The sequence below is a fragment of the Burkholderia sp. SIMBA_051 genome (assembly GCF_046534915.1).
Classification (GTDB): domain Bacteria; phylum Pseudomonadota; class Gammaproteobacteria; order Burkholderiales; family Burkholderiaceae; genus Burkholderia; species Burkholderia ambifaria.
Genome location: NZ_JAWRXS010000004.1, coordinates 130,509 through 152,408 on the forward strand (window position 1 = coordinate 130,509; position 21,900 = coordinate 152,408).

Genomic DNA, 21,900 nt, shown 5'->3' on the forward strand with positions numbered 1-21,900 from the left:
GGTTCGGGCCGATCAGGAAGAAACTGCCAGACAGCCGGCCGCCTGCTGTCGCAGGCGCCGGCCACGGTGCGCGCCGCGGCCTATCCGGCCAGTTCGGCGAGGGTGGGAATCGACGGCTGCGCGCCCGCGCGCGTGACCGACAGCGCCGCCGCGCGTTGCGCGAAGCGGATCGCGGTGTCGACGTCCTCGCCCGCGGCGAGCCGCGCGGCGAAACCGCCGATGAAGGTATCGCCGGCCGCGGTCGTGTCGAGCGCCTGCACGACGGGCGCCGGATAGTGGCGCGCCGCGCCGTCGGCCGACAGCGCGAGCACGCCGCGCGCGCCGAGCGTGATCAGCACGTTGCGCGCGCCGCCCGCCTGCAGCATCCGCGCCGCGGCTTCCGCGTCGGCCGGGTCGCGTACCGGCAGCCCGGTGAGCGCCGCCGCCTCCACTTCGTTCGGAATCAGGTAATCGACCAGCGGCAGCCAGCCGTCCGGCAGTGGCGCGACCGCCGGCGCCGGATTGAGCACCACGGTGCGGCCGAGCCGCCGTCCGGCCGACAGCGCCGCGAACACGGCGTCCGGCGGCGTCTCGAGCTGGCAGATCAGCACGTCGGTCGCGGCCAGCGCGGCCTCGTGCCGGGCCACCGTCTCGGGCGTGACTTCGCCGTTGCCGCCCGCGACGATCACGATCGTGTTCTGGCTCGCGTCGTCGACGACGATCAGCGCGACACCGGTCGATGCCGCCGCGCTCGTCGCGAGCCGCGCGCAATCGATGCCTTCGGCCTCGAGGCCGGCCCGGAGCGCCGCGCCGTGCGCGTCCGCGCCGACGCAGCCGATCATCGTGACCTGCGCGCCGAGCCGCGCGGCCGCGACGGCCTGGTTGCCGCCCTTGCCGCCCGCCGCCTGCGCATACGCATGGCCGGCGAGCGTTTCGCCCGGCAGCGGCAGCCGCGGCGCCCGCACGACGAGATCCATGTTGAGGCTGCCGACCACCGTCACGCGGCCGGCGCCCGTCGTGCGCGCCGTCATGCGCGAGCGCCGGGCGCGGCCGGCTCGCGGTAGATCGCCGTCGATTCGCGCAGCACGAGGCGCGGCGACACGACGCGGCGGCGGCTCGGCGCAGCGGTCGAGCCGCCGCCGATCCGCTCGATCAGCGTCTGCGCGGCCATTTCGCCGAGCGCGCGCACCGACTGGCCGACCGTCGACAGCGCCGGGTACGTGTAGCGGGAAAATTCGATGTCGTCGAAGCCGATGATCGAGCAGTCGTCCGGCACGCGCAATCCGCGCTCGGCCGCCGCGCGCAGCGCACCGACGCCCATCAGGTCGTTGCCCGCGAAAATCGCGCTCGGATGCACCGACTCGAACAGCCGCGACGCCGCGTGATAGCCGCCGAGGCACGAGAAATCGCTTTCCGCGATCGCGCCCGGCACGATGTCGATCCCGCGCTCGGCCATCGCGCGGATGAAGCCGTGCACGCGCATCGCGCTGACGGCCGTGTCGGTCGGCCCGGTGATGCAGCCGATCTTCGCGTGCCCGAGTTCGAGCAGGTGGCGCGTCGCCAGGTACGCGCCACGTTCGTGATCGATCTGCACGAGGTCGGCCGCGAGGCCCTCGATGTTGCGGTCGACGACGACGAGCGGCGCATGCGCGTGCGCGAGCGTCTGCGCGAGCACCGCGTCCTCGCCGGCCGATGCGACGATCAGCCCGTCGATGCGCTTTTCCTGCAGCACGCGCAAGTAGTTGCGCTGCTTCACGGGATCGTCGTCCGAGTTGCAGAAGAACACGCAATAGCCGTTGGCCGCGCACTGATCCTCGATGCCGCGCGCAAGCTCCGCGAAGTACGGATTCGTACTGTTCGGCACGACGAGTCCGATGGTCGCCGTCGAACGCGCCTTGAGCGAGCGCGCCACGGCCGACGGCACGTAATTCAGCTCACGGATCGCGCCCTCGACCTTCGCACGCACGTCCGCGGACACCGGCCGCGAATTGTTCACCACGTGCGAGACGGTCGTAAACGACACGCCCGCCATGGCCGCCACATCCTTGATCGTCGCCATTTCCCGTTTCTCTCTGGTCTGCTTTCTGTGTAGTTCTTACCGCGCGCGCGCGCGCCGGCTGCGATACGTATCGAGCACGACCGCCACCACGATCACCGCCCCGGTGATGATCCGTTTGGTCGGCTCGTTCGCGCCGATCTGCGCCAGCCCAGCGGCCAGCACGGAGATGATCAACACGCCGAAGAACGTGCTGATCACCGAGCCGCGCCCGCCCATCAGGCTCGTGCCGCCGATCACGACGGCCGCGATCACCTGCAGTTCGAGGCCCGCGCCCGCGTTCGGATCGGCGGCCTCGAGCCGCGAGATCTGGAACAGCGACGCGAGCCCCGCGAGCGCGCCCATCAATGCGAATACGAGGATTTTATACGGCCGCGGGTTAACCCCGGCGAGCCGCACGGCTTCCTCGTTCGTGCCGATCCCGACCAGATAGCGCCCGAACACGGTACGCGTGAGCACGAACTGTGCCGCGATCATCACCGCGACCGCGATCAGGAACGCCGGCGAGATGCCGAGCGCGATCGGGTTCGACAGGAAATCGAACGCGTCGCCGATGTAGGCCGTGCGCGAATTCGTCAGCTGATAAGCGACGCCGCGCGCGGCCTCGAGCACGCCGAGCGACACGATGAACGACGGAATCCGCCAGCCGACCGTGATCGCGCCGGTCAGCGAGCCGGTCGCGGTCGCGACCGCGATCCCGATCAGCGCGGCAGGCAGCGGCCCCCACTGCCATTTCAGCGCGGCCACGCTGACCATCGACGCCGCCAGCGCGAGCACCGAGCCGACCGACAGGTCGATGCCGGCGATGATCAGCACGAAGGTCATCCCGACCGACATCACGACGAGATCGGGGATCTGGTTCGCGATCGTACTGAACGTATCGTAGGTCAGGAAATGCGAGCTCAGCACCGAAAACAGCGCGATCATCGCGGCGAGCGCACCGGCGAGCCCGAGATAGTTCGACAGGCCGAGCCGCGTGCCGGACAGCGTGCGCGCGCGGCGCCCCGTCACGTCCTGCTGCGCGCCTGCGTCGCTCGGGGATACGGGAGGCTGGGTCATTGCTGTCGTCCTGTCGTCGAAGTGCCGGAAGCCGCGCGCGGCGCCGCTTGCGCATCCGGGTGGCGCGTGCCTTCCGGCAGCGCGTCGCGGCCGAAGCCGGCGAACGCCGCGGCCAGCAGCGCATCCTGGGTCCAGTTGCCGCGTTCGAACACGGCGGTCATGCGGCCGGCCGACATCACGCCGATCCGGTCGCAGATCAGCATCAGCTCGCGCAAGTCGCTCGAGACGACCACCAGCGCGCGGCCGTCGCGCGCGAGCGCGCCCATCAGCGTGTAGATCTCGAATTTGGCGCCGACGTCGATTCCGCGGGTCGGCTCGTCGAACAGCAGCACGCCCATGTCGCGCGCGAGCCAGCGGCCGATCACGACCTTCTGCTGGTTGCCGCCCGACAATTCGCCGACCGGCTGTGCTGCGCCGTGCGTGCGGATCCGCAACGCGTCGATCTGCTGCTCGGCGAGCGCCGTTTCGCGCGCCGTATCGACGATGCCGCTGCGCGCGAGCCGCTCGAGCTGGCCGAGCGACACGTTCGACGTGACCGACTGCGACAGCAGCAGCCCTTCGCCCTTGCGGTCCTCGGTGATCAGCGCGATGCCGTGCCGCACCGCGTCGACGGGCGAAGCGATGCGCGCCGGCTTCAGCGGATCGCCGACCGAGATCATCCCGGCGTCCGGCGTATCCGCGCCGTAGATCAGCCGCAGCAATTCGGTGCGCCCCGCGCCGATCAGCCCCGAGATGCCGAAGATTTCGCCCGAGCGCACTTCGAGCGACACGTCCTGCACGGCCGTGCCGCGCGTCATGCCCGACACGGCGAGTCGCGGCGCGCCGATCCGGCGCGGGCCGAGATCGATGTGCTCGCCGATCTCGCGTCCAACCATCAGCGTGACGAGCCCATCGGACGTCGTCGCGGCCATGTCGCCGACGTGCACGAGCCGGCCGTCGCGCAGCACCGCGACGCGCTCGGCGACGCGCGCGAGCTCGTCGAGCCGGTGCGAGATGTAGACGATTGCCACGCCATGCGCCTTCAACCGGTCGATCTGCTCGAACAGCAATTCGACCTCGCGCGCGGTCAGCATCGCGGTCGGTTCATCCAGGATCAGCACGCGGCAGTCGCCGATCAGGTTGCGCGCGATCTCGACCATCTGCTGGTGGCCGATGCCGAGCGCACCGACCGGCGTGTCGGGGTCGATCGCGTCGAGCCCCACACGCGCCATCGCCGCCTGCGCGTCGTCATGCAGCCGCGCGCGGTCGATGATGCCGAAGCGTCGCGGCAGACGGTTCAGAAACAGGTTTTCGGCGACCGTCAGCGTCGGCAGCAGGTTCAGCTCCTGCATCACCATGCGCACGCCGAGCGCCTCGGCCTGCGTGCGGCTCGCCGGCGCATAGGCCTGACCGCCGAGCTGCATCGTGCCGGTCGTCGGGTCGACGAGCCCGCCGATGATCTTCGACAGCGTGCTCTTTCCTGCGCCGTTCTCGCCCGTCAGCGCGAGCGCCTCGCCCGGTGCGAGCGTCAGCGTGACGTCGGCGAGCACCGGTTCGGCGTAGGTCTTGCCCACGCCGGAGACGGACAGCACGGGAACGGCTGAACGGGAGGGTTGGAAGGTCGGTTCCATCGCGATCCTGATTGCGGCCGCGCGCACGCGACGCGCGGGTATGACGCTCACAAGTGCATGTGCATGCAGTGGCCGTGATCGCGCTCACTCCGTATAACGGCCGCCGGCCCGGATTCTTGAGCGTGGCGGCCGCGTCGGGGCGGCGTTATTTCGTCACGAGATCCACCGGCGTCTCGACCACACCGGTCATGTCGGCCTGCTTGCGATGCTCGGCAATCGCCTTGAGCGCCGTGTCGATGCCGAACACGGCCTGCTTCGCCGCGTACTGATCGGCGGTCGCGAGCACGCGGCCGTCCTTCAGCATCGGCTTGATCGCGTTGATGTTGTCGTAGCCGACCACGAACACCTTGCCCTGCTTGCCCGCGGCCCGCACCGCCGACACCGCGCCGATCGCCATGTTGTCGTTGCCGCACAGCAGCGCCCGCAGGTTCGGGTATTCGTTGAGCATCGCGGACGCGACCGCATTGCCCTTGTCGATCTCCCATTCGCCCGACTGCACCGACACCACCTTCATCCCGCCCGCCTTCATCGCATCCTGGAAGCCGGCCGTGCGCTGCTGCGCGTTGGTCGTCGTCGACACGCCTTCGAGGATGCCGACCTGGTCGCCCGCCTTCAGCCGCTTCGCGAGGTAGTCGCCGATCTTGCGCGCGCCCTTGCGGTTGTCGGGGCCGACGAACGGCACGTTGAGGTTCTTCGACTTCAGCACGTCGGGGTCGAGCCGGTTGTCGATGTTCACGACGATGATGCCCGCGTCGACCGCCTTCTTCACGACCGGCACGAGCGCCTTCGAATCGGCCGGCGCGAGCACGATCGCATCGACCTTCGACACGATCATCTGCTCGACGATGCGAATCTGGTTCGCGGTGTCGGTCTCGTCCTTGATGCCGTTCGTGATCAGGTCGAACTGGCCGGCGTTGTGCTTCTGGTATTCCTTCGCGCCGGTTTCCATCGTCAGGAAGAACTCGTTGGCGAGCGACTTCATCACGAGCGCGACCTTCGGCTTGGCCCCCGCTTGCGCATGGACGGCCGGTGCGGCGGCGACCGCGACGGCGGCAAGCGCGGCGGTCAGGAAACGACGGCGAAAGAGGACATTCATACACATCTCCTGGCGACTGGCCCGTGGGGCCGATTGTTGTCTGATTGTTGTTTTAATGCGAGCAAACGTTTGCGCCCAATTACCCGGGCAGTGGCCATCGATGCTGCTTGTCGGTACCAAGGAATGGAAGCAGGCAGACGGCCGACTGCCTGGCGCGCTGTCGTCGACACGCCACCGCCGGCGGGAAGCCGGCGGAGTGAAAGCTATGCTGTACCGTTTCGGTTCGACGCGCAACCCGTCTGATCAATATTTAAGGGTTTATTCGGAGCACGCTGCGACGCTTGCAGATTGCGGCGCGTTACATCGCATTCGACGGTGGCGCTTCGTTGCGATCGTGGACGAAAAAGAGAAACCGTTTTCGGATTCAATGATCGGCCTTCGTCGGATCCGGCTTGTCCGTCGGCTTTGGTTTGCGTTTTCCACGTGTGCGCTGTTCCGCTTTCATTCGGCGCGATGCGATGGCGATGCGATGGCGTTGCGCTCGCCGCAGCAGGCTCGAGTCGGCTGCGGCAATGGCCGCGCAGCGCGCTGGCGACGCGGTTTGTCGATCCGCGTGCCGGCGCATTAAATCGTATCTTTGTGAAAATGCGCGTCGCTGGAGAAGGTCGACGCGAGGCATGCGAATGTGCCGTCTTGTTGTTCTGTTTGATCGGCACATACGTGACGGTGGCCGCGCGCGGCAACGCGGATTGTCAGCGACGACGTCGATCGACGGTTCGACGCGTCGTCACGCCATGACATGACGACGCGAAACCGCCGTCATGTCAGCCATCGCGCAGCACATCCGGCGGGCGCTTGCCGCGCCCCCCCGGAACATCGCGCTGCCGTCAGACCGTTTCGCGCAACTGCGCGGCGATTTCCGCTTCGTTCAGTTGCGGCGCGAACATCTCGATCAGCCGGTACGCATACGCGCGCAGGAATGCGCCCTTGCGCAGCCCGACCCGCGTCGTACTCGCCTCGAACAGGTGCTGCGTGTCGAGCGCGACGAGGCCGGTGTCGCGCTGCGGATCGAAGGCCATCGCCGCGACGACGCCGATCCCCATCCCGAGCTCGACGTAGGTCTTGATCACGTCCGCGTCGATCGCGGTCAGCACGACGTCGGGCACCGCGCCGGCCTGCGTGAACGCCTGGTCGATGTGCGAGCGGCCCGTGAAGTCCTGGTCATACGTGATGATCGGATACTCGGCGATTTCGTCGAGCGTCAGGTTCTCGCGGCCGACGAGCGGATGCCCCTTCGGCACGACGACCGTGTGGTGCCACGAATAGCACGGGAACGTCACGATGTCCGGATAGCGGTCGAGCGCCTCGGTCGAGATGCCGAGATCGGCTTCGCCGTTCAGGATCATCTGCGCGATCTGCTGCGGGCTGCCCTGGCGCAGCGCGAGATGCACCTTCGGGAACACGTCGGTGAACTGCCGGATCACCTTCGGCAGTGCGTAGCGCGCCTGCGTGTGCGTCGTCGCGACGACGAGGTGGCCGCTGTCCTGGTCCGCGAACTGGCGCGCGACGCGGCGCAGGTTCTCGGCGTCGAGCAGCATCCGCTCGATCAGCTGGTGCACGGCCTTGCCGGGCTCCGTGAGCCCCGTGAGCCGCTTGCCGCGCCGGATGAAGATGTCGACGCCCAGTTCGTCCTCGAGATCCTTGATCTGCTTCGACACGCCCGACTGCGACGTGTACAGCACGTTCGCGACTTCCGTCAGGTTCATGTTCTGCCGCACGGCTTCGCGCACGAAACGCAATTGCTGAAAATTCATGGGTATGCCTCTTAGGCTGTCGTTGTTCGAATGTCGCTCCGGAGCGGTATCCGCCCTCTTCTCTTTGCCGTGTTCGGCGTCAGTGTGCGGGAAATACCCGCACCGCGCGCGGCACGGCCGTCGCACCGTCGCCGACCTGCAGCGCGAGCGCACGCCACGCGTCGCGATCGAGTTCCGCTTCGAGTGCGCCGCCCGTGCGCGCCTCGAGTTCGACCCGCACCGAGCCGCCGAGCGGGATCACGCGGCGCACGTCCACCGCGATGCCGTCGCGATGACCGGCCGGCCACAGCTGCAGGTCGTGCGGCCGCACGTACGCGTTCGCGGGGCCCGCGAAATCGGCATCGACCGCGATCGGCGCCGCCGCGCCCTCGGCGACGAAGCCACGGCCGGCGACGGTGCCCGGCAGGCGGTTCGCCGCGCCGAGGAACTCGTAGACGAACGCGCTTTGCGGATGATCGTAGACGTCCTGCGGGCTGCCGACCTGCTCCACGTGCCCGCGGTTCAGCACGACGATCCGGTCGGCCACTTCCAGCGCCTCTTCCTGGTCGTGCGTGACGAAGATCGTCGAGATGTGCAGGTCGTCGTGCAGGCGTCGCAGCCAGCTACGCAGTTCCTTGCGCACCTTTGCGTCGAGCGCGCCGAACGGCTCGTCGAGCAGCAGCACCTTCGGCTCGACCGCGAGCGCGCGGGCGAGCGCGATCCGCTGGCGCTGGCCGCCCGACAGCTCGGACGGATAGCGCTGCGCGAGCCAGTCGAGCTGCACGAGCTTCAGCAGCTCGTGCACCTTGTCGCGGATCACGGCTTCCGACGGCCGCTCGCGGCGCGGCTTCACGCGCAGCCCGAACGCGACGTTCTCGAACACGGTCATGTGGCGAAACAGCGCGTAATGCTGGAACACGAAGCCGACCTGGCGATCGCGCGCGCCGACCGATGCAACGTCGAGCCCCTGCAGCACGACCTGGCCGGCGTCCGCGTGCTCGAGGCCCGCGATCACGCGCAGCAGCGTGGTCTTGCCGCAGCCGGACGGCCCGAGCAGCGCGACGAGCTCGCCCGCGGGGAAGTCGAGCGACACGTTGTCGAGCGCGGTGAAATCGCCGAAGCGCTTCTGAAGGTGACGGACGGTGATACCCATTCTGGTTGCCTCTTTACGATTTCGACGAAATGGCGGCGACGGGGCCGGCATGAGCGGGAACGTCATCGCGTGCGCCGGCCAGTTCGGCGGCGAGATGACGCTCGGCGAGCAGCTTCAGCGCGAGCGTGACGAGCGCGAGCAGCGCCAGCACCGACGCCACGGCGAACGCCGCCGCGAAGTTGTATTCGTTGTACAGGATCTCGACGTGCAGCGGCATCGTGTCGGTCACGCCGCGAATGTGGCCCGACACGACCGACACCGCACCGAACTCGCCCATCGCACGCGCATTGCACAGGATCACGCCGTACAGCAGGCCCCACTTCACGTTCGGCAGCGTCACGCGCCGGAAGATCTGCCAGCCCGACGCGCCGAGCACGCGCGCGGCCTCTTCCTCGTCGGTGCCCTGCGCCTGCATCAGCGGGATCAGCTCGCGCGCGACGAACGGGAACGTGACGAAGATCGTCGCGAGCACGATGCCCGGCACCGCGAAGATGATCTGCACGTCGTGGTTCTGCAGCCACGGCCCGAGCCAGCCCTGCGCGCCGAACAGCAGCACGTAGACGAGGCCCGAGATGACCGGCGACACGGAGAACGGCAGGTCGATCAGCGTGGTCAGCAACGCCTTGCCGCGGAATTCGAACTTCGCGATCGCCCACGACGCGCACACGCCGAACACGAGGTTCAGCGGCACCGCGATCACGGCGACCGTCAGCGTCAGCTTGATCGCCGACCATGCGTCCGGATCGGCGAGCGATTCGAGATAGAAGCCGACACCCTTGCGCAGCGCCTCGAAGAACACAGCGGCGAGCGGCACCACGAGGAAGAACGCGAGGAACGCCAGCGCGATGCCCGTGAGCAGCCAGCGCACGACGCGCGACTCGCTGACGGGGTCGGGCCGTTTCGCGGCACGCGCGCGCGCGGCGGACGGATTGTTCAACACGGCACTCGACTCCTGGCTCATTGCTGGCCTCCTGCGGCGGTGGCGGCAACGGTTGCGCTCGATGGCGCGGGGCCGCTCGCCCCCTTGCTCGTACGACGCTGCAGATACCACTGCAGCGTGTTGATCAGGAGCAGCATCAGGAACGACACGACCAGCATCACGACCGCCAGCGCGGTCGCGCCCGCGTAGTCGTACTGCTCGAGCTTCGTGATGATCAGGAGCGACGTGATCTCGGATTTCATCGGCACGTTGCCGGCGATGAAGATCACCGACCCGTATTCGCCGAGCGCGCGCGCGAACGCCAGCGCGAAGCCGGTGAGCAGCGCCGGCAGCACGGCCGGCAGCACGACGCGGCGGAATGTCAGCCAGCGCGATGCGCCGAGGCACGCGGCGGCCTCCTCCTGCTCGCGCTCGAAATCCTCGAGCACGGGCTGCACGGTGCGCACGACGAACGGCAGCCCGATGAAGGTCAGCGCCACCAGCACGCCGATGGGCGTGAACGCGATCTTGATGCCGAACGGCGCGAGAAACTGGCCGACCCAGCCGTTGGTCGCATAGACGGCTGCCAGCGAAATGCCCGCGACCGACGTCGGCAACGCGAACGGCAGGTCGACGATCGCGTCGACGAGGCGCTTGAGCGGGAACCGGTAGCGCACCAGCACCCACGCGACGAGAAAGCCGAACACGGCGTTGATCAATGCGCCGCCCAAGGCGGCGGAAAACGTCAGCCGGTACGACGCGAGTACGCGCGGCGACGTGACGGCGGTGACGAACTGGTCCCACGACAAAGTCGCGGTCTTCAGGAACGTGGCGGCGAGCGGGATCAGCACCACGAGGCTCAAATAGGCCACCGTGATGCCGAGCGTCACGCCGAAGCCGGGCAGCGCGCTCGGCTTGCGAAAGGTGTACGTCGTCATCGGATGCTCTTGCTGGGTCGATGCTGCTCATGGGTCCGACGCAAACGCCGGCGCGGGAAATCGCGCCGGCGGCCGCCGGGGATGCGGCGCGCTATCGTGGCGCGCCGCTGTCGTTATGGGTTTGCTGCGTGGTGCTACTGTTCGCGTTACTGCGGCTTGTAGATCGAGTCGAACACGCCGCCGTCCGCGAAATGCGTCTTCTGCGCATTCGTCCAGCCGCCGAACGTGTCGTCGACCGTGTACAGCTTCAGCTTCGGGAACTGCTTCGTCAGCTCCGCCGGCACGTTCTTCGAACGCGGACGGTAGTAGTTGCGCGCCGCGATCTCCTGGCCCTGCGGGCTGTACAGGAAATTCAGGTAGGCCTCCGCCAGCTTGCGCGTGCCCTTCTTGTCGACCACCTTGTCGACCACCGCGACGGGCGGCTCGGCCAGGATGCTCACCGACGGCACGACGATCTCGAACTTGTCGGTGCCGAATTCCTTGATCGACAGGAACGCCTCGTTCTCCCACGCGATCAGCACGTCGCCGATCCCGCGCTGCACGAAGCTCGTCGTCGCGCCACGCGCGCCGGAATCGAGCACGCCTGCATTCTTGTAGAGCTTCGTCACGAATTCCTTCGCGCCCTGCTCGTTACCGCCCGGCTTGTGCACGGCATACGACCATGCGGCCAGGTAGTTCCAGCGCGCGCCGCCCGAGGTCTTCGGGTTCGGCGTGACGATCGAGATGCCCGGCTTGGTCAGGTCGTCCCAGTCCTTGATCCCTTTCGGGTTGCCCTTGCGCACGAGGAACACGATCGTCGACGTGTACGGCGATGCGTTGTCCGGCAGGCGCTTTTGCCAGTCCTTGTTCACCAGCCCCTTGTTGGCGAGCGCGTCGATGTCGTAGGCGAGCGCCAGCGTGACGACGTCGGCCTGCAGGCCGTCGAGCACCGAGCGCGCCTGCGCGCCCGAGCCGCCGTGCGACTGCTTGAAGTTGACCGTCTCGCCCGTCTTCGCCTTCCACTCCTTGCCGAATGCCTGGTTGAAGTCCTGATACAGCTCGCGCGTCGGGTCGTACGACACGTTCAGGAACGTCGTATCGGCCTGCGCATGCGTCACGACGCCCAGCGCCGCCGCCGCGCCCAGCGCGAGTGTTGCGATCAGGCGGCCCGCTCCGCCCACCAGCCCCGTATTGCGCTTCGCCATCCTTGGTTCTCCAGTGTTGTCGATGTTGCGATGTCGGGCCAGTCTAGCGAACGGGTTACATGATTAAAAATAATCGTTCTTCATTTTTTAATACTCAAAAGTGCTAACGCAGACTGGGCGGACGGCTGCGGCAGACAAACCGGCGTCCGGACGTCGCGAAATCGCGGCGGAACCGGCGCGATCGCATCGAACCTCAAGTAACACTTGAAATTCGCGAAGTACTGTATAAAAATACAGCTCACTGTCTATCCATACAGTTAAGCCATGACCAAACTCACCGCACGTCAGCAGCAAGTGTTCGACTTGATCCGCCGGGCGATCGAGCGCTCCGGTTTCCCGCCCACGCGCGCCGAGATCGCGGCCGAGCTGGGTTTCAGCTCGCCGAATGCGGCCGAGGAACACCTCCGTGCGCTGGCGCGCAAGGGCGTGATCGAGCTGGCCGCCGGCGCGTCGCGCGGCATTCGCCTGCTCGGCATCGAAGATGCGCCGCACCAGTTCACGCTGCCGCACGCCGGCCTGATGCAACTGTCGCTGCCGCTCGTCGGCCGGGTGGCGGCCGGTAGTCCGATCCTCGCGCAGGAGCACATCTCGCAGCATTACGCATGCGATCCCGCGCTGTTCACGAGCAAGCCCGACTACCTGCTGAAGGTGCGCGGCCTGTCGATGCGCGACGCCGGCATTCTCGACGGCGACCTCCTCGCCGTGCAGAAGCGCACGGAAGCGAAGGACGGCCAGATCATCGTCGCGCGTCTGGGCGACGACGTCACGGTCAAACGCCTGATGCGCCGGCCCGGCGGCCTCGAGCTGATCGCGGAGAACCCGGATTACGAAAACATCTTCGTCAAGGCCGGCAGCGCGGAATTCGCGCTGGAAGGCATCGCCGTCGGGCTGATCCGCTCGGGCGAACTCTGACAATCGGTCTCGCTGAGGAGAACACCATGGAACGCCTTTCCCGTTTGCTGCCTTTCCGTCAATTCGGTCGCCTGCGTCATCTGCGCGGCCGCACGCCCTGTGCGCCGCTGTCCGCCGCGGCGCCCGTGGTGAGCCAAGAAGTCGCAGTTGAACGGCAGGCGTCGCTGCTGCCGTCGGCGCTTCCCGCATTCGCGCGGGTCTCGCTGAACGCCGGCCTGAATCACGCGGAACCGGCGCGCCGTGCGCCCGTGCGCGTCTATCACGGTCGGTCGCGGCTGATCATGGTCGGAACGATCGATGCCGTGTGCCGGATGATCGATCGCTGCATCGCCGAGGAACGATCGTCCACGCACGGCGGTCTCTGATTGCGGAACCTGTTCGCACCGGAGGCATCGTGACTGGATCTTCGGGCCGCGCGTGGCGGCTCAAGCCCCTGCTGATCGTCGTGCTGGCCGTCGTCGTCCTGGCGGCGCTCGGCTATGCATACGCGTCGCCGTACGTCGCGCTAAGTCGCCTGAAATCGGCGATCGACGCGCGCGATTCGCAGGCGGTCAGCAAATATGTCGACTTTCCGTCGTTGCGCATCAGCCTGAAGCAGCAGGTCACGGAAGAGTTGATGCGCCGGATCGACGCGGTGAAGAAGGACAATCCCTTCGCGGTGATTGGCGCGCTGATCGGATCTGCGTTGATCGGCCCGCTGGTCGATGCGTATGCGACACCGGAAGGGGTGACGGCGCTGATGAGCGGCATCCCGCCGCGCGGTAATCCGGGCGAGCGGCCACCCGACTGGTCGGGCCCGCCGGCCGGCAATGCGCCCGCCAACGCCCCGGCCGCGCCACCGGCCAATTCGGCTAGCGCGCCCGTGCCGGGCAGCAATGCCACCGCGTCGGCTGCATCTGCGCCGGCGGCGGCGCCCACGCCCGCCCCGGCGAGCCCGACCGACGCGGGTCATCCGCAGCAAACGAGTGCCGGCTACCGGAATATCGATGAATTCGTCGTGACCTACCAGCGCAGCGCCGACGGCACGCGCTATGCGGCGGTCTTCCGCCGCTTCGGCCTGTTCTCGTGGAAGCTGTCCGCGATCGACCTGCACGCCTGAGCAATCGCAGTCGTCACGGTCGCGCCCGATGCCGCCGATGCGGCACTGCGCGCGACCGCGCCTGAATCGCAGGCCATCCGGCCGTTCACGCGATTGCTGCGTTACTTGCCGTTCGAGATGGCCGCTTCGCGTTCGCGCGCGATCTCGGCCTTTTGCTCTTCGGCCGACGAACATGCGACCAGAATGCTGCAGTTCACGCGATCGAGCAGTTGCGTGTTGCCCGACCCCATCCACCATCTCGACAACCCGCTGCGGCACCGATGGCCGACGACGACGAGGTCGGCCTTCAACTCCGTCGCGAGATTCGCGATTTCGTCGATCGGATAGCCGAACGCGAAATGGCCTTCCGCCTGAACGCCGCGCTCGCGCAGCCAGTTCACGCCTTCCTGCAGGATCTCGCGCGCGGTTTCCTCGAAGCGGCCGCACGCGACGTCGGTCAGCAACCCGGCGCTTTGCGCGATGCTCGAGCGCATGTCGACGACCGACAGCAAGTGTGTTTCCGCCTTCAGGTCCAGCGCGAGGTTGGCACCGCACCGCAATGCCTTGCGCCCCTCGAGCGTGCCGTCGTAGCACAGCAGAATCTTGTTGTAGCTAGCCATGAAACCTCCCTATCGCGACTACATGCGCTATGCACTCATCATGGTGCGCCGCAATTGAGGACGCAAGGGATGGAAAACGCTGATTCGCCACGCGGGGCGCGCCGGCGATGATGCGGTGCACGATCCGTGCGCCGACGCACCATGCCGCGCCGGCATGCGCTGAAGAGACGCAGCCGATGCACTAGAATGGCCCGTTCGTGCCCTCGACGTGCGTTCGCCCCGGTCATGCCCATGTGACACGCATTCGCCCGATCCGTTCGCCGGCCCGGATGCCCAGTCAGCCAGCCGGCCGGCCGCGAAACGCGTCCGCGCCCGCTTACAACGACAACCTTGCCCATGTCCGTTGCACCGATCGATTTCCGGAACGTTGAAAAGCGCTATGGCGACAAGCTCGTCGTCAACGACCTCTCCTTCCACGTGCAGGCCGGCGAATGCTACGGCCTGCTCGGGCCGAACGGCGCCGGCAAGACCACGACGCTGAAGATGCTGCTCGGCCTCGTGTATCCCGATGCCGGCGCCATTTCACTGTGCGGCGAGCCCGTTCCGACACGCGCGCGGCATGCGCGCCGGCGCGTCGGTGTCGTCCCGCAGTTCGACAACCTCGATCCGGACTTCACGGTCCGCGAAAACCTGCTCGTGTTCAGCCGCTATTTCGGGATGTCGGCGCAGGCTGCACGCGCGCTCGTGCAGCCGCTGCTCGAATTCGCGAAACTGGAAAACAAGGCCGATGCCAAGGTGGGCGAGCTGTCGGGCGGGATGAAGCGGCGTCTGACGCTCGCCCGCGCGCTCGTCAACGATCCCGACGTGCTGGTGCTCGACGAGCCGACCACAGGCCTCGATCCGCAGGCGCGCCACCTGATGTGGGAGCGGTTGCGCTCGCTGCTCGCGCGCGGCAAGACGATCCTGATCACCACGCATTTCATGGAGGAAGCCGAACGCCTGTGCGACCGGCTGTGCGTGATCGAGGAAGGCCGCAAGATCGCCGAAGGCGCGCCGCATGCACTGATCGAGTCCGAGATCGGCTGCGACGTGATCGAGATCTACGGGCCCGAGCCGGTCGCGTTGCGCGACGAGCTGGCGCCGTTCGCGAAGCACACCGAGATCAGCGGCGAAACGCTGTTCTGCTACGTGACCGATCCCGAGCCGCTCAGTGCGCGACTCAAGGGGCGCGCGGGGTTGCGCTATCTGCATCGCCCGGCCAATCTGGAAGACGTGTTCCTGCGGCTCACGGGCCGCGAAATGCAGGACTGATCGATCATGGACGCACGCAACTATTCCGCCGCGGCACCGTCCGCGCCGCCCCGCGAGTCACGCTTCGCGATCGCACTGCCCGCGAACGCGACCAACTGGATCGCCGTGTGGCGGCGCAACTACCTCGTGTGGCGCAAGCTCGCGCTCGCATCCATGTTCGGCAATCTCGCCGATCCGATGATCTACCTGTTCGGGCTGGGGTTCGGGCTCGGCCTGATGCTCGGCCACGTCGACGGCGTGTCGTATATCGCGTTCCTCGCCGCCGGCACGGTCGGTTCGAGCGTGATGATGTCCGCGAGCTTCGAGTCGATGTATTCGGGCTTCTCGCGGATGCACGTGCAGCGCACCTGGGAAGCGATCATGCACACGCCGCTCTCGCTGGGCGACATCGTGCTCGGCGAGATTGTCTGGGGTGCGAGCAAGGCGCTGCTGTCGGGCGTCGCGATCATGCTCGTCGCGGGCCTGCTCGGCTATGCGCACTTTCCGTCGATGCTCGCGGCGCTGCCCGTGATCGCGCTCGCCGGCCTCGCGTTCGCGAGCACCGCGATGATCGTCACGGCGCTCGCGCCGTCCTACGACTTCTTCATGTTCTATCAGACGCTCGTGCTGACGCCGATGCTGCTGCTGTCGGGCGTGTTCTTCCCGCTCACGCAGCTGCCGCCCATCGCGCAGCGCGCGGCGCACGTGCTGCCGCTCGCGAACGCGGTCGAACTGATCCGGCCCGCGATGCTCGGCCGGCCGGCGACGGACGTCGGCCTGCATCTCGCGGTGCTCGCCGGCTATGCGATCGGCGGATTCCTCGTCTGCGCGTGGCTGTTCCGGCGGCGGATGATGCGCTGACGGCCGTCGCATCCGGCGCCGGCCCGATGCGACGACCTTGAGACGCCATTCGGACGACGTTACTCGTCGTCATCGCTCCACGGGATTTCGACGTCGGTCAGGAATGCGACGGTCGCCAGCGGGCCGCCTTCCTGGCGACCGAGCTTGCCGTCCGCCCGATGCCATTCGACGCGGAATTGCGTACCCGGATCGTCGGCGATCAGATAGACCGCACGCAGCTCTTCCGCGTCGGCTTCGGCGACCGGGCCGTCGAACGACACCAGCATCTTCTGCGGCCACAGGCCGTTCACCGGATCGTAAATGCGGTCGCCTTGCGGAATCTCGATGCTGGCCTCGACGCCGATTGTGGCGGAGGCCTCGATGATCATCGTGCCGAGCGCGTTCAGCACGGCAGTCGCCCGCGCGGAATTGGCCTGGCGGATCGCGAGATCGCCGCGCGTCAGCGCCTTTTCGAGTCGAGGATGAATCTTCGGTTGGGTCATGCGTTTTCCTGTTTGCTTCTTGTAAAGGGCGCCGCACGTGCGAAGCGGCGGCGCCGGATGAATACGACGATCACGCGGCGGGATCGGTCAGCGCGCGGCGCGGCGGCCATCCCGCAGGGCCGGTCGCCGGCTATGCCCCGGCGCTTGTTCGCGCCGGCTGGCCGTCCCGTGCGTGTTCGTCAGAACCCGAACGCAATCGCGAGCAGCCCGCTCGCGATCCCGAACACGACCACGAGGGCCGTGACGATCGCCAGCATGTACGGCTTGAACGAACGCGCGAGCATCGCGAGCGACGGCACGCTGATCGGCGGCAGCGTCATCAGCAGCGCGGCGGCCGGGCCGACGCCCATGCCGAGCGACAGCATCGCCTGGATGATCGGCACCTCGCCGGCCGTCGGGATCACGAACAACGTGCCCGCGACCGCGAACGCGACGATCCAGCCGAGATGGTTGCCGATGTCCGGGCCGATATGCGGGAACAGCCAGGCGCGTGCCGCGCCGAGCAGCAGCACGAGCACGATGTATTCGGGCACGAGCCGCACGGCCATCCGCACGAGCAGCTTGATCCAGCGGACGAACGGATTGCCGGCCGCAGCCTGCCCGGCCACCAGCGCGGCGAGTTGCGCATCGTCGATGCTGCGGTCCTCGGGACGCGCGATGCGGTTCAGCAGATAGCCGATCCCGAACACCATCGCGATGCCGAGCACGAGCCGGAGCGCACTCCAGTGCCAGCCGAGCACGAAGCCCATGAACACCAGCGCGGCCGGATTCAGCACCGTGTTGCCGAGCCAGAACGCGACCGCGCCGCCCGGCGACGCGTGCCGCGCGCGCAGGCCCGCGACGACCGGCGCCGCGCAGCACGTGCACATCATGCCGGGCAGCGACAGCAGGCCGCCCGCGGCGACACTGCCGAAGCCCGTGCGACCGAGTACGCGTGCGACCCAGTGCGCGGGCAGCAGCGCCTGCACGGCCGAACCGAGCAGCAGGCCGAGCACCATCGCCTGCCAGATCGCCTTGCCGTATGCCCATGCGTAGTCGAGCGCCGCCTTCAGCGACGGCTCGGGCGCGCTCGCCGACGTGCCCATCAGGATCGACTGGCCGATCGAATGATGCTCGGCGGCGACGAATGCCTTGTTGTAGTACGGGAACCATTTCACGTAGAACAGTCCCGCGACTGCGATCAGCAGGAAAGTCATCCAGCCGAGCGCCGGATTGGGTTGGGTGCGTGTGGTCGTCATCGTGTGGTGGTCGATTGGTTTGTGTCGGTGTCGGATCCTGCTGCGTTGCCGGCGACGGGCGACGCCGGAAGCCCGGCGCGCGCGAGCGCGTCGAGCAGCGCGCGCGCCTGCTGGCACACGTCGGCCGCATTCGGCCGGAACGTGAAGGTCAGCACGCGGTTCGATTTGTCGTACGACGATCGATAGGTGCGTGCATACGCAGGATCGTAATGCTTGTCGATCAGCGTGCCGAACAGTTCGGCGCGCGCGTTCGCGTCGATCAGGGCGTTCCAGCGCGCGACCTCCTCCCGGCTGTGCAGGCCGATCAGGCGATGCAACTGCGCCTTGAACGCGGCCGGGTCGTCGAACAGGTGGGCGTAGTCCTCGAGCAGGAACGCGATGCGTTCGTCATGCGCGGCCTCGACCTGCACCCACGGCCCCGCGCGAAACGCGTCCATCAACGCGAGCGGCAACTGCACGAGCCCGATCTTGCGGCTTTCCGATTCGACGAAAACGGGCCATGCGGGGTCGAAACGCTCCAGCGTGCCGACGAGGCCCGAATCGAACGACTTCTGCGCGGGCTGCGGCACACCCGGCAATGCGCCGAGCAGCGAGCCGCGGTGGCACGCGAGCGCCTCGAGATCGAGCGTCTGCGCCCCTTCGCCGCGCAGCGCGTTCAGGAGCCGCGTCTTGCCGCAGCCCGTGTGGCCAACGAGCGCGATGTAGCGGAACCGCGTCGGCAGCGTGTCGAGCGTCGCGCACACCGAGCGGCGATAGGCCTTGTAGCCGCCGTCGAGCTGCCGCGCCTGCCAGCCGATCAGGTTGAACCAGGTCGTCATCGAGCCCGAGCGCTTGCCGCCGCGCCAGCAGTAGATCAGCGGCCGCCAGTTGCGCGGACGGTCGGCAAACGTGGTGTCGAGATGGCGCGCGATGTTGCGTGCGACCATCGCCGCGCCGACGCGCGTCGCTTCGTACGGCGACACCTGACGGTACATCGTGCCGACGATCACGCGCTCCTCGTTGCTGAGCACGGGTGCGTTCAGCGCGCCGGGAATATGGTCCTCGGCGAACTCGAGCGGCGTACGCACGTCGATGATCTCGTCGAACTCGCCAGCGCGATCGAGGGTGACAATCAGGTTCTTCAATTTGGCGTCGAACAGGGGCGATGCGGCTCGGTGAGCCGCACGGGCACGGAAGGCGGATTCGCGATTATCTCATGCCCGGGCGTCTCGGGCCGCGCGCGGCAACGGGCGGAGGCGACGCGGCGCTCATCACGTCGACCAGATGGTCGCGGAACGCGCGTACCGACGCGGGCAGGTCGCGCCCCGCCATGGTCTGCACCTGGATGCTGCGCTCGCGCAACTGCGGGTTCGTGACGGGCACGACGACGAAGCCGTCCGAGTCGAAGCGATCGCGCACCGACAGGAGCCCCGTGAACATCACCGCGCCGGTGCGCTGCGCATAGCGGTACATCACGGCGGTGTTGTTGCTGGTCAGTTCCGGCTCGAGCATGAGCCCGTCGAGCACGCACGCGATGTCGATCAGCTGCCGCACCGTCGTGCCGGCCTCCGGCAGCACATGCGGGTGCCGCGCGACGTCGGCGAGCGACACCGAGTCGCGCGCCGCGAGCGGATGGTCGCGCCGCACGAGCGCGAAGACGGGCGCACGCTCCGTGTGTTCGACGCGCACACCCTGCTCCGGCGCCAGGCTGAACGTCAGCCCGATGTCGGCGTCGCCGTCGCGCACGCGCCGCGTCGCCTCCGCCGGCGACACGACCCACACCGAGAAGTCGACGCCCGGGTGGCGCGCCTTGAAGCCCGCGAGCGCGCCCGGCAGGAAATCGATCGCGAACCCTTCCGAGCAGACGATCTTCAGCAGGCTGCCGTGCAGCGCCTCCAGCCCGCCGATTTCCTTCATCACGTGCTCGGCCTCCAGCAGGCTGCGCTGCGCGAAGCCCAGAAGCCGTTCGCCGGCCTCCGACAGTGTCATCCCGCGCGGCCGCCGCTCGAACAGCGGCGCGCCGAGCTCGCTCTCGAGCTTCGCGATCTGCCGGCTGATCGCCGAGACGGCCACGTGCAGCCGCGCCGATGCGTCGCTGATCGACCCGGTGCGAGCCACTTCGACGAAGTATCGCAGCGCAAGACCATGCAGGAAAGCCGCCATCGTTCTGTCTCCGGGCCCGTTGAGCAGGCCGCTTTGCTTTGCCTTTTCGGCAACGAAATGTTCGAAATTCGATCATTGTGACAAAAAAAACGGCTTCCTAGAATCGATCGCACTCCCCGCCGTGCGCGCCGCGCCCGCAGGAAAACCGACAAGGAGACACGTCTTGAGCCGTACCGCCGCCATCCAGCACGCGCTGAACCAGTTCGAATCGGGCGCCTTTTTCACCACCCTGAGCCGCCGCGTCGGCCTGCGCACCGAAAGCCAGGACAGCGGCGCGGGCGCCGCGTTGCGCGCGTACCTGACCGACGAGATCGCGCCGGAGGCCGCGCGCCTCGGCTTCACGTCGCGGATCGTCGAGAACCCCGTCGTCGGCGGCGGGCCGTTTCTGCTCGCGTCGCGCCACGAGGACGACGCGCTGCCGACCGTCCTGATCTACGGCCACGGCGACGTCGTGCGCGGCTACGACGCGCAATGGCGCGCGCCGCTGTCGCCGTGGACGCTGACCGTCGACGGCGATCGCTGGTACGGCCGCGGCAGCGCCGACAACAAGGGCCAGCACACGATCAACCTGGCCGCGCTGGCCAGCGTGCTCGACGTGCGCGGCGGCCGGCTCGGCTTCAACGCGAAACTGCTGATCGAGATGGGCGAGGAAGCGGGCTCGCCGGGCCTCGACGCGCTGTGCCGCCAGGAGCGCGACGCGCTCGCGGCGGACGTACTGATCGCGTCCGACGGGCCGCGCGTGACCGCCGAACGCCCGACCGTGTTCCTCGGCTCGCGTGGCGCGGTCAACTTCAAGCTGAGCCTGCGCGCCCGCGACGGCGGTCATCACTCCGGCAACTGGGGCGGCCTGCTGCGCAATCCGGCGACCGTGCTCGCGAACGCGCTCGCGAGCCTCGTCGACGCGCGCGGCGCGATCCGCGTGGCGGGCCTGCGCCCGCCGCCGATTCCGGCCGCCGTGCGCGCCGCCCTCGCCGACCTGTCCGTCGGCGGCGGCCCCGGCGATCCGGCGCTCGACGCCGACTGGGGCGAGCCAGGACTCTCCGCCGCCGAGCGCGTGTTCGGCTGGAACGCGTTCGAGATCCTCGCGTTCAAGGCCGGCAATCCCGACCATCCGGTCAATGCGATTCCGCCCGTCGCGTATGCGCACTGCCAACTGCGTTTCGTGGTCGGCACCGACTGGCAAGCGCTGCATGCGCACCTGCGCGCGCATCTCGATGCGCATGGCTTCGCCGACGTCGAGATCGACGTCGAACGCGGCGCGCCGGCGACGCGCCTGCCGCCGGACGATCCGTGGGTCCGCTGGGCCGTCGCGTCGCTCGCGCGCACGACCGGCAAGAAGCCCGCGATCCTGCCGAACCTCGGCGGCACGCTGCCGAACGAAGTGTTCGCCGATACGCTCGGGCTGCCGACGCTGTGGGTGCCGCACTCGTATCCGGCGTGCTCGCAGCACGCGCCCGACGAGCACCTGCTCGCGAGCGTCGTGCGCGAGGGACTGCAGATGATGGCCGGCCTCTTCTGGGATCTCGGCGACGCCGCGCCGCCCGTTCGCCGCGCGGCACCCGCCGCGGCCGGCGCCGCCCTGTAACGCGCTTCGCCCCTTTCTCGGGACC

Annotated in this window: 22 protein-coding genes; 7 read left to right on the forward strand and 15 right to left on the reverse strand. The window is 68.0% G+C overall.

Annotated features, from left to right (window positions below; translation table 11 throughout):
- Window positions 1-80: 80 nt before the first annotated feature.
- From rbsK to SB771_RS10970, 5 genes are all read right to left on the reverse strand, one after another.
- Window positions 81-1,010, reverse strand: a complete 930-nt coding sequence (rbsK, locus tag SB771_RS10950) for a ribokinase (RefSeq protein ID WP_175660728.1) — start codon at window positions 1,008-1,010, stop codon at window positions 81-83.
- Window positions 1,007-2,038, reverse strand: a complete 1,032-nt coding sequence (locus SB771_RS10955) for a LacI family DNA-binding transcriptional regulator (RefSeq protein WP_006759468.1) — start codon at window positions 2,036-2,038, stop codon at window positions 1,007-1,009. Before SB771_RS10955 ends, rbsK begins: the two co-directional genes overlap by 4 nt.
- Before the next feature lie 36 nt (window positions 2,039-2,074).
- Window positions 2,075-3,094: an ABC transporter permease gene (locus tag SB771_RS10960; RefSeq protein WP_175660727.1), complete on the reverse strand. Its 1,020-nt coding sequence runs from the start codon at window positions 3,092-3,094 to the stop codon at window positions 2,075-2,077.
- On the reverse strand, window positions 3,091-4,704 hold the full coding sequence (locus tag SB771_RS10965) for a sugar ABC transporter ATP-binding protein (protein ID WP_175660726.1): 1,614 nt from the start codon (window positions 4,702-4,704) through the stop codon (window positions 3,091-3,093). Before SB771_RS10965 ends, SB771_RS10960 begins: the two co-directional genes overlap by 4 nt.
- Window positions 4,705-4,849: 145 nt before the next feature.
- Entirely contained in the window at window positions 4,850-5,800 is a 951-nt protein-coding gene (locus SB771_RS10970; RefSeq protein WP_011656795.1) for a sugar ABC transporter substrate-binding protein, read from the reverse strand.
- A gap of 205 nt (window positions 5,801-6,005) precedes the next feature.
- On the opposite strand from SB771_RS10970, the gene SB771_RS10975 reads away from it, so the two are divergent.
- Window positions 6,006-6,368: a hypothetical protein gene (locus tag SB771_RS10975; protein ID WP_175660725.1), complete on the forward strand. Its 363-nt coding sequence runs from the start codon at window positions 6,006-6,008 to the stop codon at window positions 6,366-6,368.
- Window positions 6,369-6,627: 259 nt separating this feature from the next.
- Here the strand turns inward: SB771_RS10975 and SB771_RS10980 are convergent, their stop codons facing one another.
- The 5 genes from SB771_RS10980 to SB771_RS11000 all read right to left on the reverse strand — a co-directional run bounded on the left by SB771_RS10980 (window position 6,628) and on the right by SB771_RS11000 (window position 11,727).
- Window positions 6,628-7,554 (reverse strand): CysB family HTH-type transcriptional regulator, encoded by a 927-nt coding sequence (locus SB771_RS10980; RefSeq protein ID WP_006755334.1) that lies wholly within the window; start codon window positions 7,552-7,554, stop codon window positions 6,628-6,630.
- 79 nt (window positions 7,555-7,633) lie between these two features.
- A complete protein-coding gene (locus tag SB771_RS10985) occupies window positions 7,634-8,686 on the reverse strand; it encodes a sulfate/molybdate ABC transporter ATP-binding protein (protein WP_175660724.1) in 1,053 nt (350 codons plus the stop codon).
- Window positions 8,687-8,699: 13 nt separating this feature from the next.
- Entirely contained in the window at window positions 8,700-9,647 is a 948-nt protein-coding gene (cysW, locus tag SB771_RS10990) for a sulfate ABC transporter permease subunit CysW (RefSeq protein WP_012363820.1), read from the reverse strand.
- Window positions 9,644-10,543, reverse strand: a complete 900-nt coding sequence (cysT, locus tag SB771_RS10995; RefSeq protein ID WP_175660723.1) for a sulfate ABC transporter permease subunit CysT — start codon at window positions 10,541-10,543, stop codon at window positions 9,644-9,646. The genes cysW and cysT overlap by 4 nt, the downstream gene beginning before the upstream one ends.
- A 146-nt stretch (window positions 10,544-10,689) precedes the next feature.
- Window positions 10,690-11,727, reverse strand: a complete 1,038-nt coding sequence (locus SB771_RS11000) for a sulfate ABC transporter substrate-binding protein (RefSeq protein WP_006754656.1) — start codon at window positions 11,725-11,727, stop codon at window positions 10,690-10,692.
- Window positions 11,728-11,991: 264 nt separating this feature from the next.
- Here SB771_RS11000 and lexA point away from each other — a divergent pair, with 264 nt between their 5' ends.
- Genes lexA through SB771_RS11015 form a run of 3 tightly spaced genes read left to right on the forward strand, consistent with a single transcriptional unit; the run spans window position 11,992 to window position 13,738 of the window.
- On the forward strand, window positions 11,992-12,639 hold the full coding sequence (gene lexA / locus SB771_RS11005) for a transcriptional repressor LexA (RefSeq protein WP_006759459.1): 648 nt from the start codon (window positions 11,992-11,994) through the stop codon (window positions 12,637-12,639).
- Window positions 12,640-12,665: 26 nt separating this feature from the next.
- A complete protein-coding gene (locus tag SB771_RS11010; protein ID WP_006754654.1) occupies window positions 12,666-13,004 on the forward strand; it encodes a hypothetical protein in 339 nt (112 codons plus the stop codon).
- Between the two features lie 29 nt (window positions 13,005-13,033).
- Window positions 13,034-13,738 (forward strand): DUF2939 domain-containing protein, encoded by a 705-nt coding sequence (locus tag SB771_RS11015; protein WP_175660722.1) that lies wholly within the window; start codon window positions 13,034-13,036, stop codon window positions 13,736-13,738.
- Window positions 13,739-13,839: 101 nt separating this feature from the next.
- Here the strand turns inward: SB771_RS11015 and SB771_RS11020 are convergent, their stop codons facing one another.
- On the reverse strand, window positions 13,840-14,337 hold the full coding sequence (locus tag SB771_RS11020; protein WP_011656788.1) for a universal stress protein: 498 nt from the start codon (window positions 14,335-14,337) through the stop codon (window positions 13,840-13,842).
- Window positions 14,338-14,673: 336 nt separating this feature from the next.
- On the opposite strand from SB771_RS11020, the gene nodI reads away from it, so the two are divergent.
- A complete protein-coding gene (nodI, locus tag SB771_RS11025) occupies window positions 14,674-15,588 on the forward strand; it encodes a nodulation factor ABC transporter ATP-binding protein NodI (protein ID WP_006754651.1) in 915 nt (304 codons plus the stop codon).
- Between the two features lie 6 nt (window positions 15,589-15,594).
- Complete coding sequence (locus SB771_RS11030) at window positions 15,595-16,428, forward strand: ABC transporter permease (protein WP_011656786.1); 834 nt, start codon at window positions 15,595-15,597, stop codon at window positions 16,426-16,428.
- 59 nt (window positions 16,429-16,487) lie between these two features.
- Here SB771_RS11030 and SB771_RS11035 read toward each other — a convergent pair whose 3' ends face one another.
- The 4 genes from SB771_RS11035 to SB771_RS11050 all read right to left on the reverse strand — a co-directional run bounded on the left by SB771_RS11035 (window position 16,488) and on the right by SB771_RS11050 (window position 20,290).
- A complete protein-coding gene (locus SB771_RS11035) occupies window positions 16,488-16,910 on the reverse strand; it encodes a hypothetical protein (protein WP_006754649.1) in 423 nt (140 codons plus the stop codon).
- Window positions 16,911-17,089: 179 nt separating this feature from the next.
- The gene (locus tag SB771_RS11040; RefSeq protein ID WP_175660721.1) at window positions 17,090-18,148 is read right to left on the reverse strand and encodes a permease; all 1,059 of its coding nucleotides are present in this window, start codon (window positions 18,146-18,148) and stop codon (window positions 17,090-17,092) included.
- Entirely contained in the window at window positions 18,145-19,272 is a 1,128-nt protein-coding gene (gene mnmH / locus SB771_RS11045) for a tRNA 2-selenouridine(34) synthase MnmH (RefSeq protein ID WP_175660720.1), read from the reverse strand. The genes SB771_RS11040 and mnmH overlap by 4 nt, the downstream gene beginning before the upstream one ends.
- Before the next feature lie 64 nt (window positions 19,273-19,336).
- Complete coding sequence (locus SB771_RS11050; protein WP_175660719.1) at window positions 19,337-20,290, reverse strand: LysR family transcriptional regulator; 954 nt, start codon at window positions 20,288-20,290, stop codon at window positions 19,337-19,339.
- A 163-nt stretch (window positions 20,291-20,453) separates the two neighbouring features.
- On the opposite strand from SB771_RS11050, the gene SB771_RS11055 reads away from it, so the two are divergent.
- Entirely contained in the window at window positions 20,454-21,875 is a 1,422-nt protein-coding gene (locus tag SB771_RS11055; RefSeq protein WP_175660718.1) for a M20 family metallopeptidase, read from the forward strand.
- The last annotated feature ends 25 nt before the right edge of the window (window positions 21,876-21,900 follow it).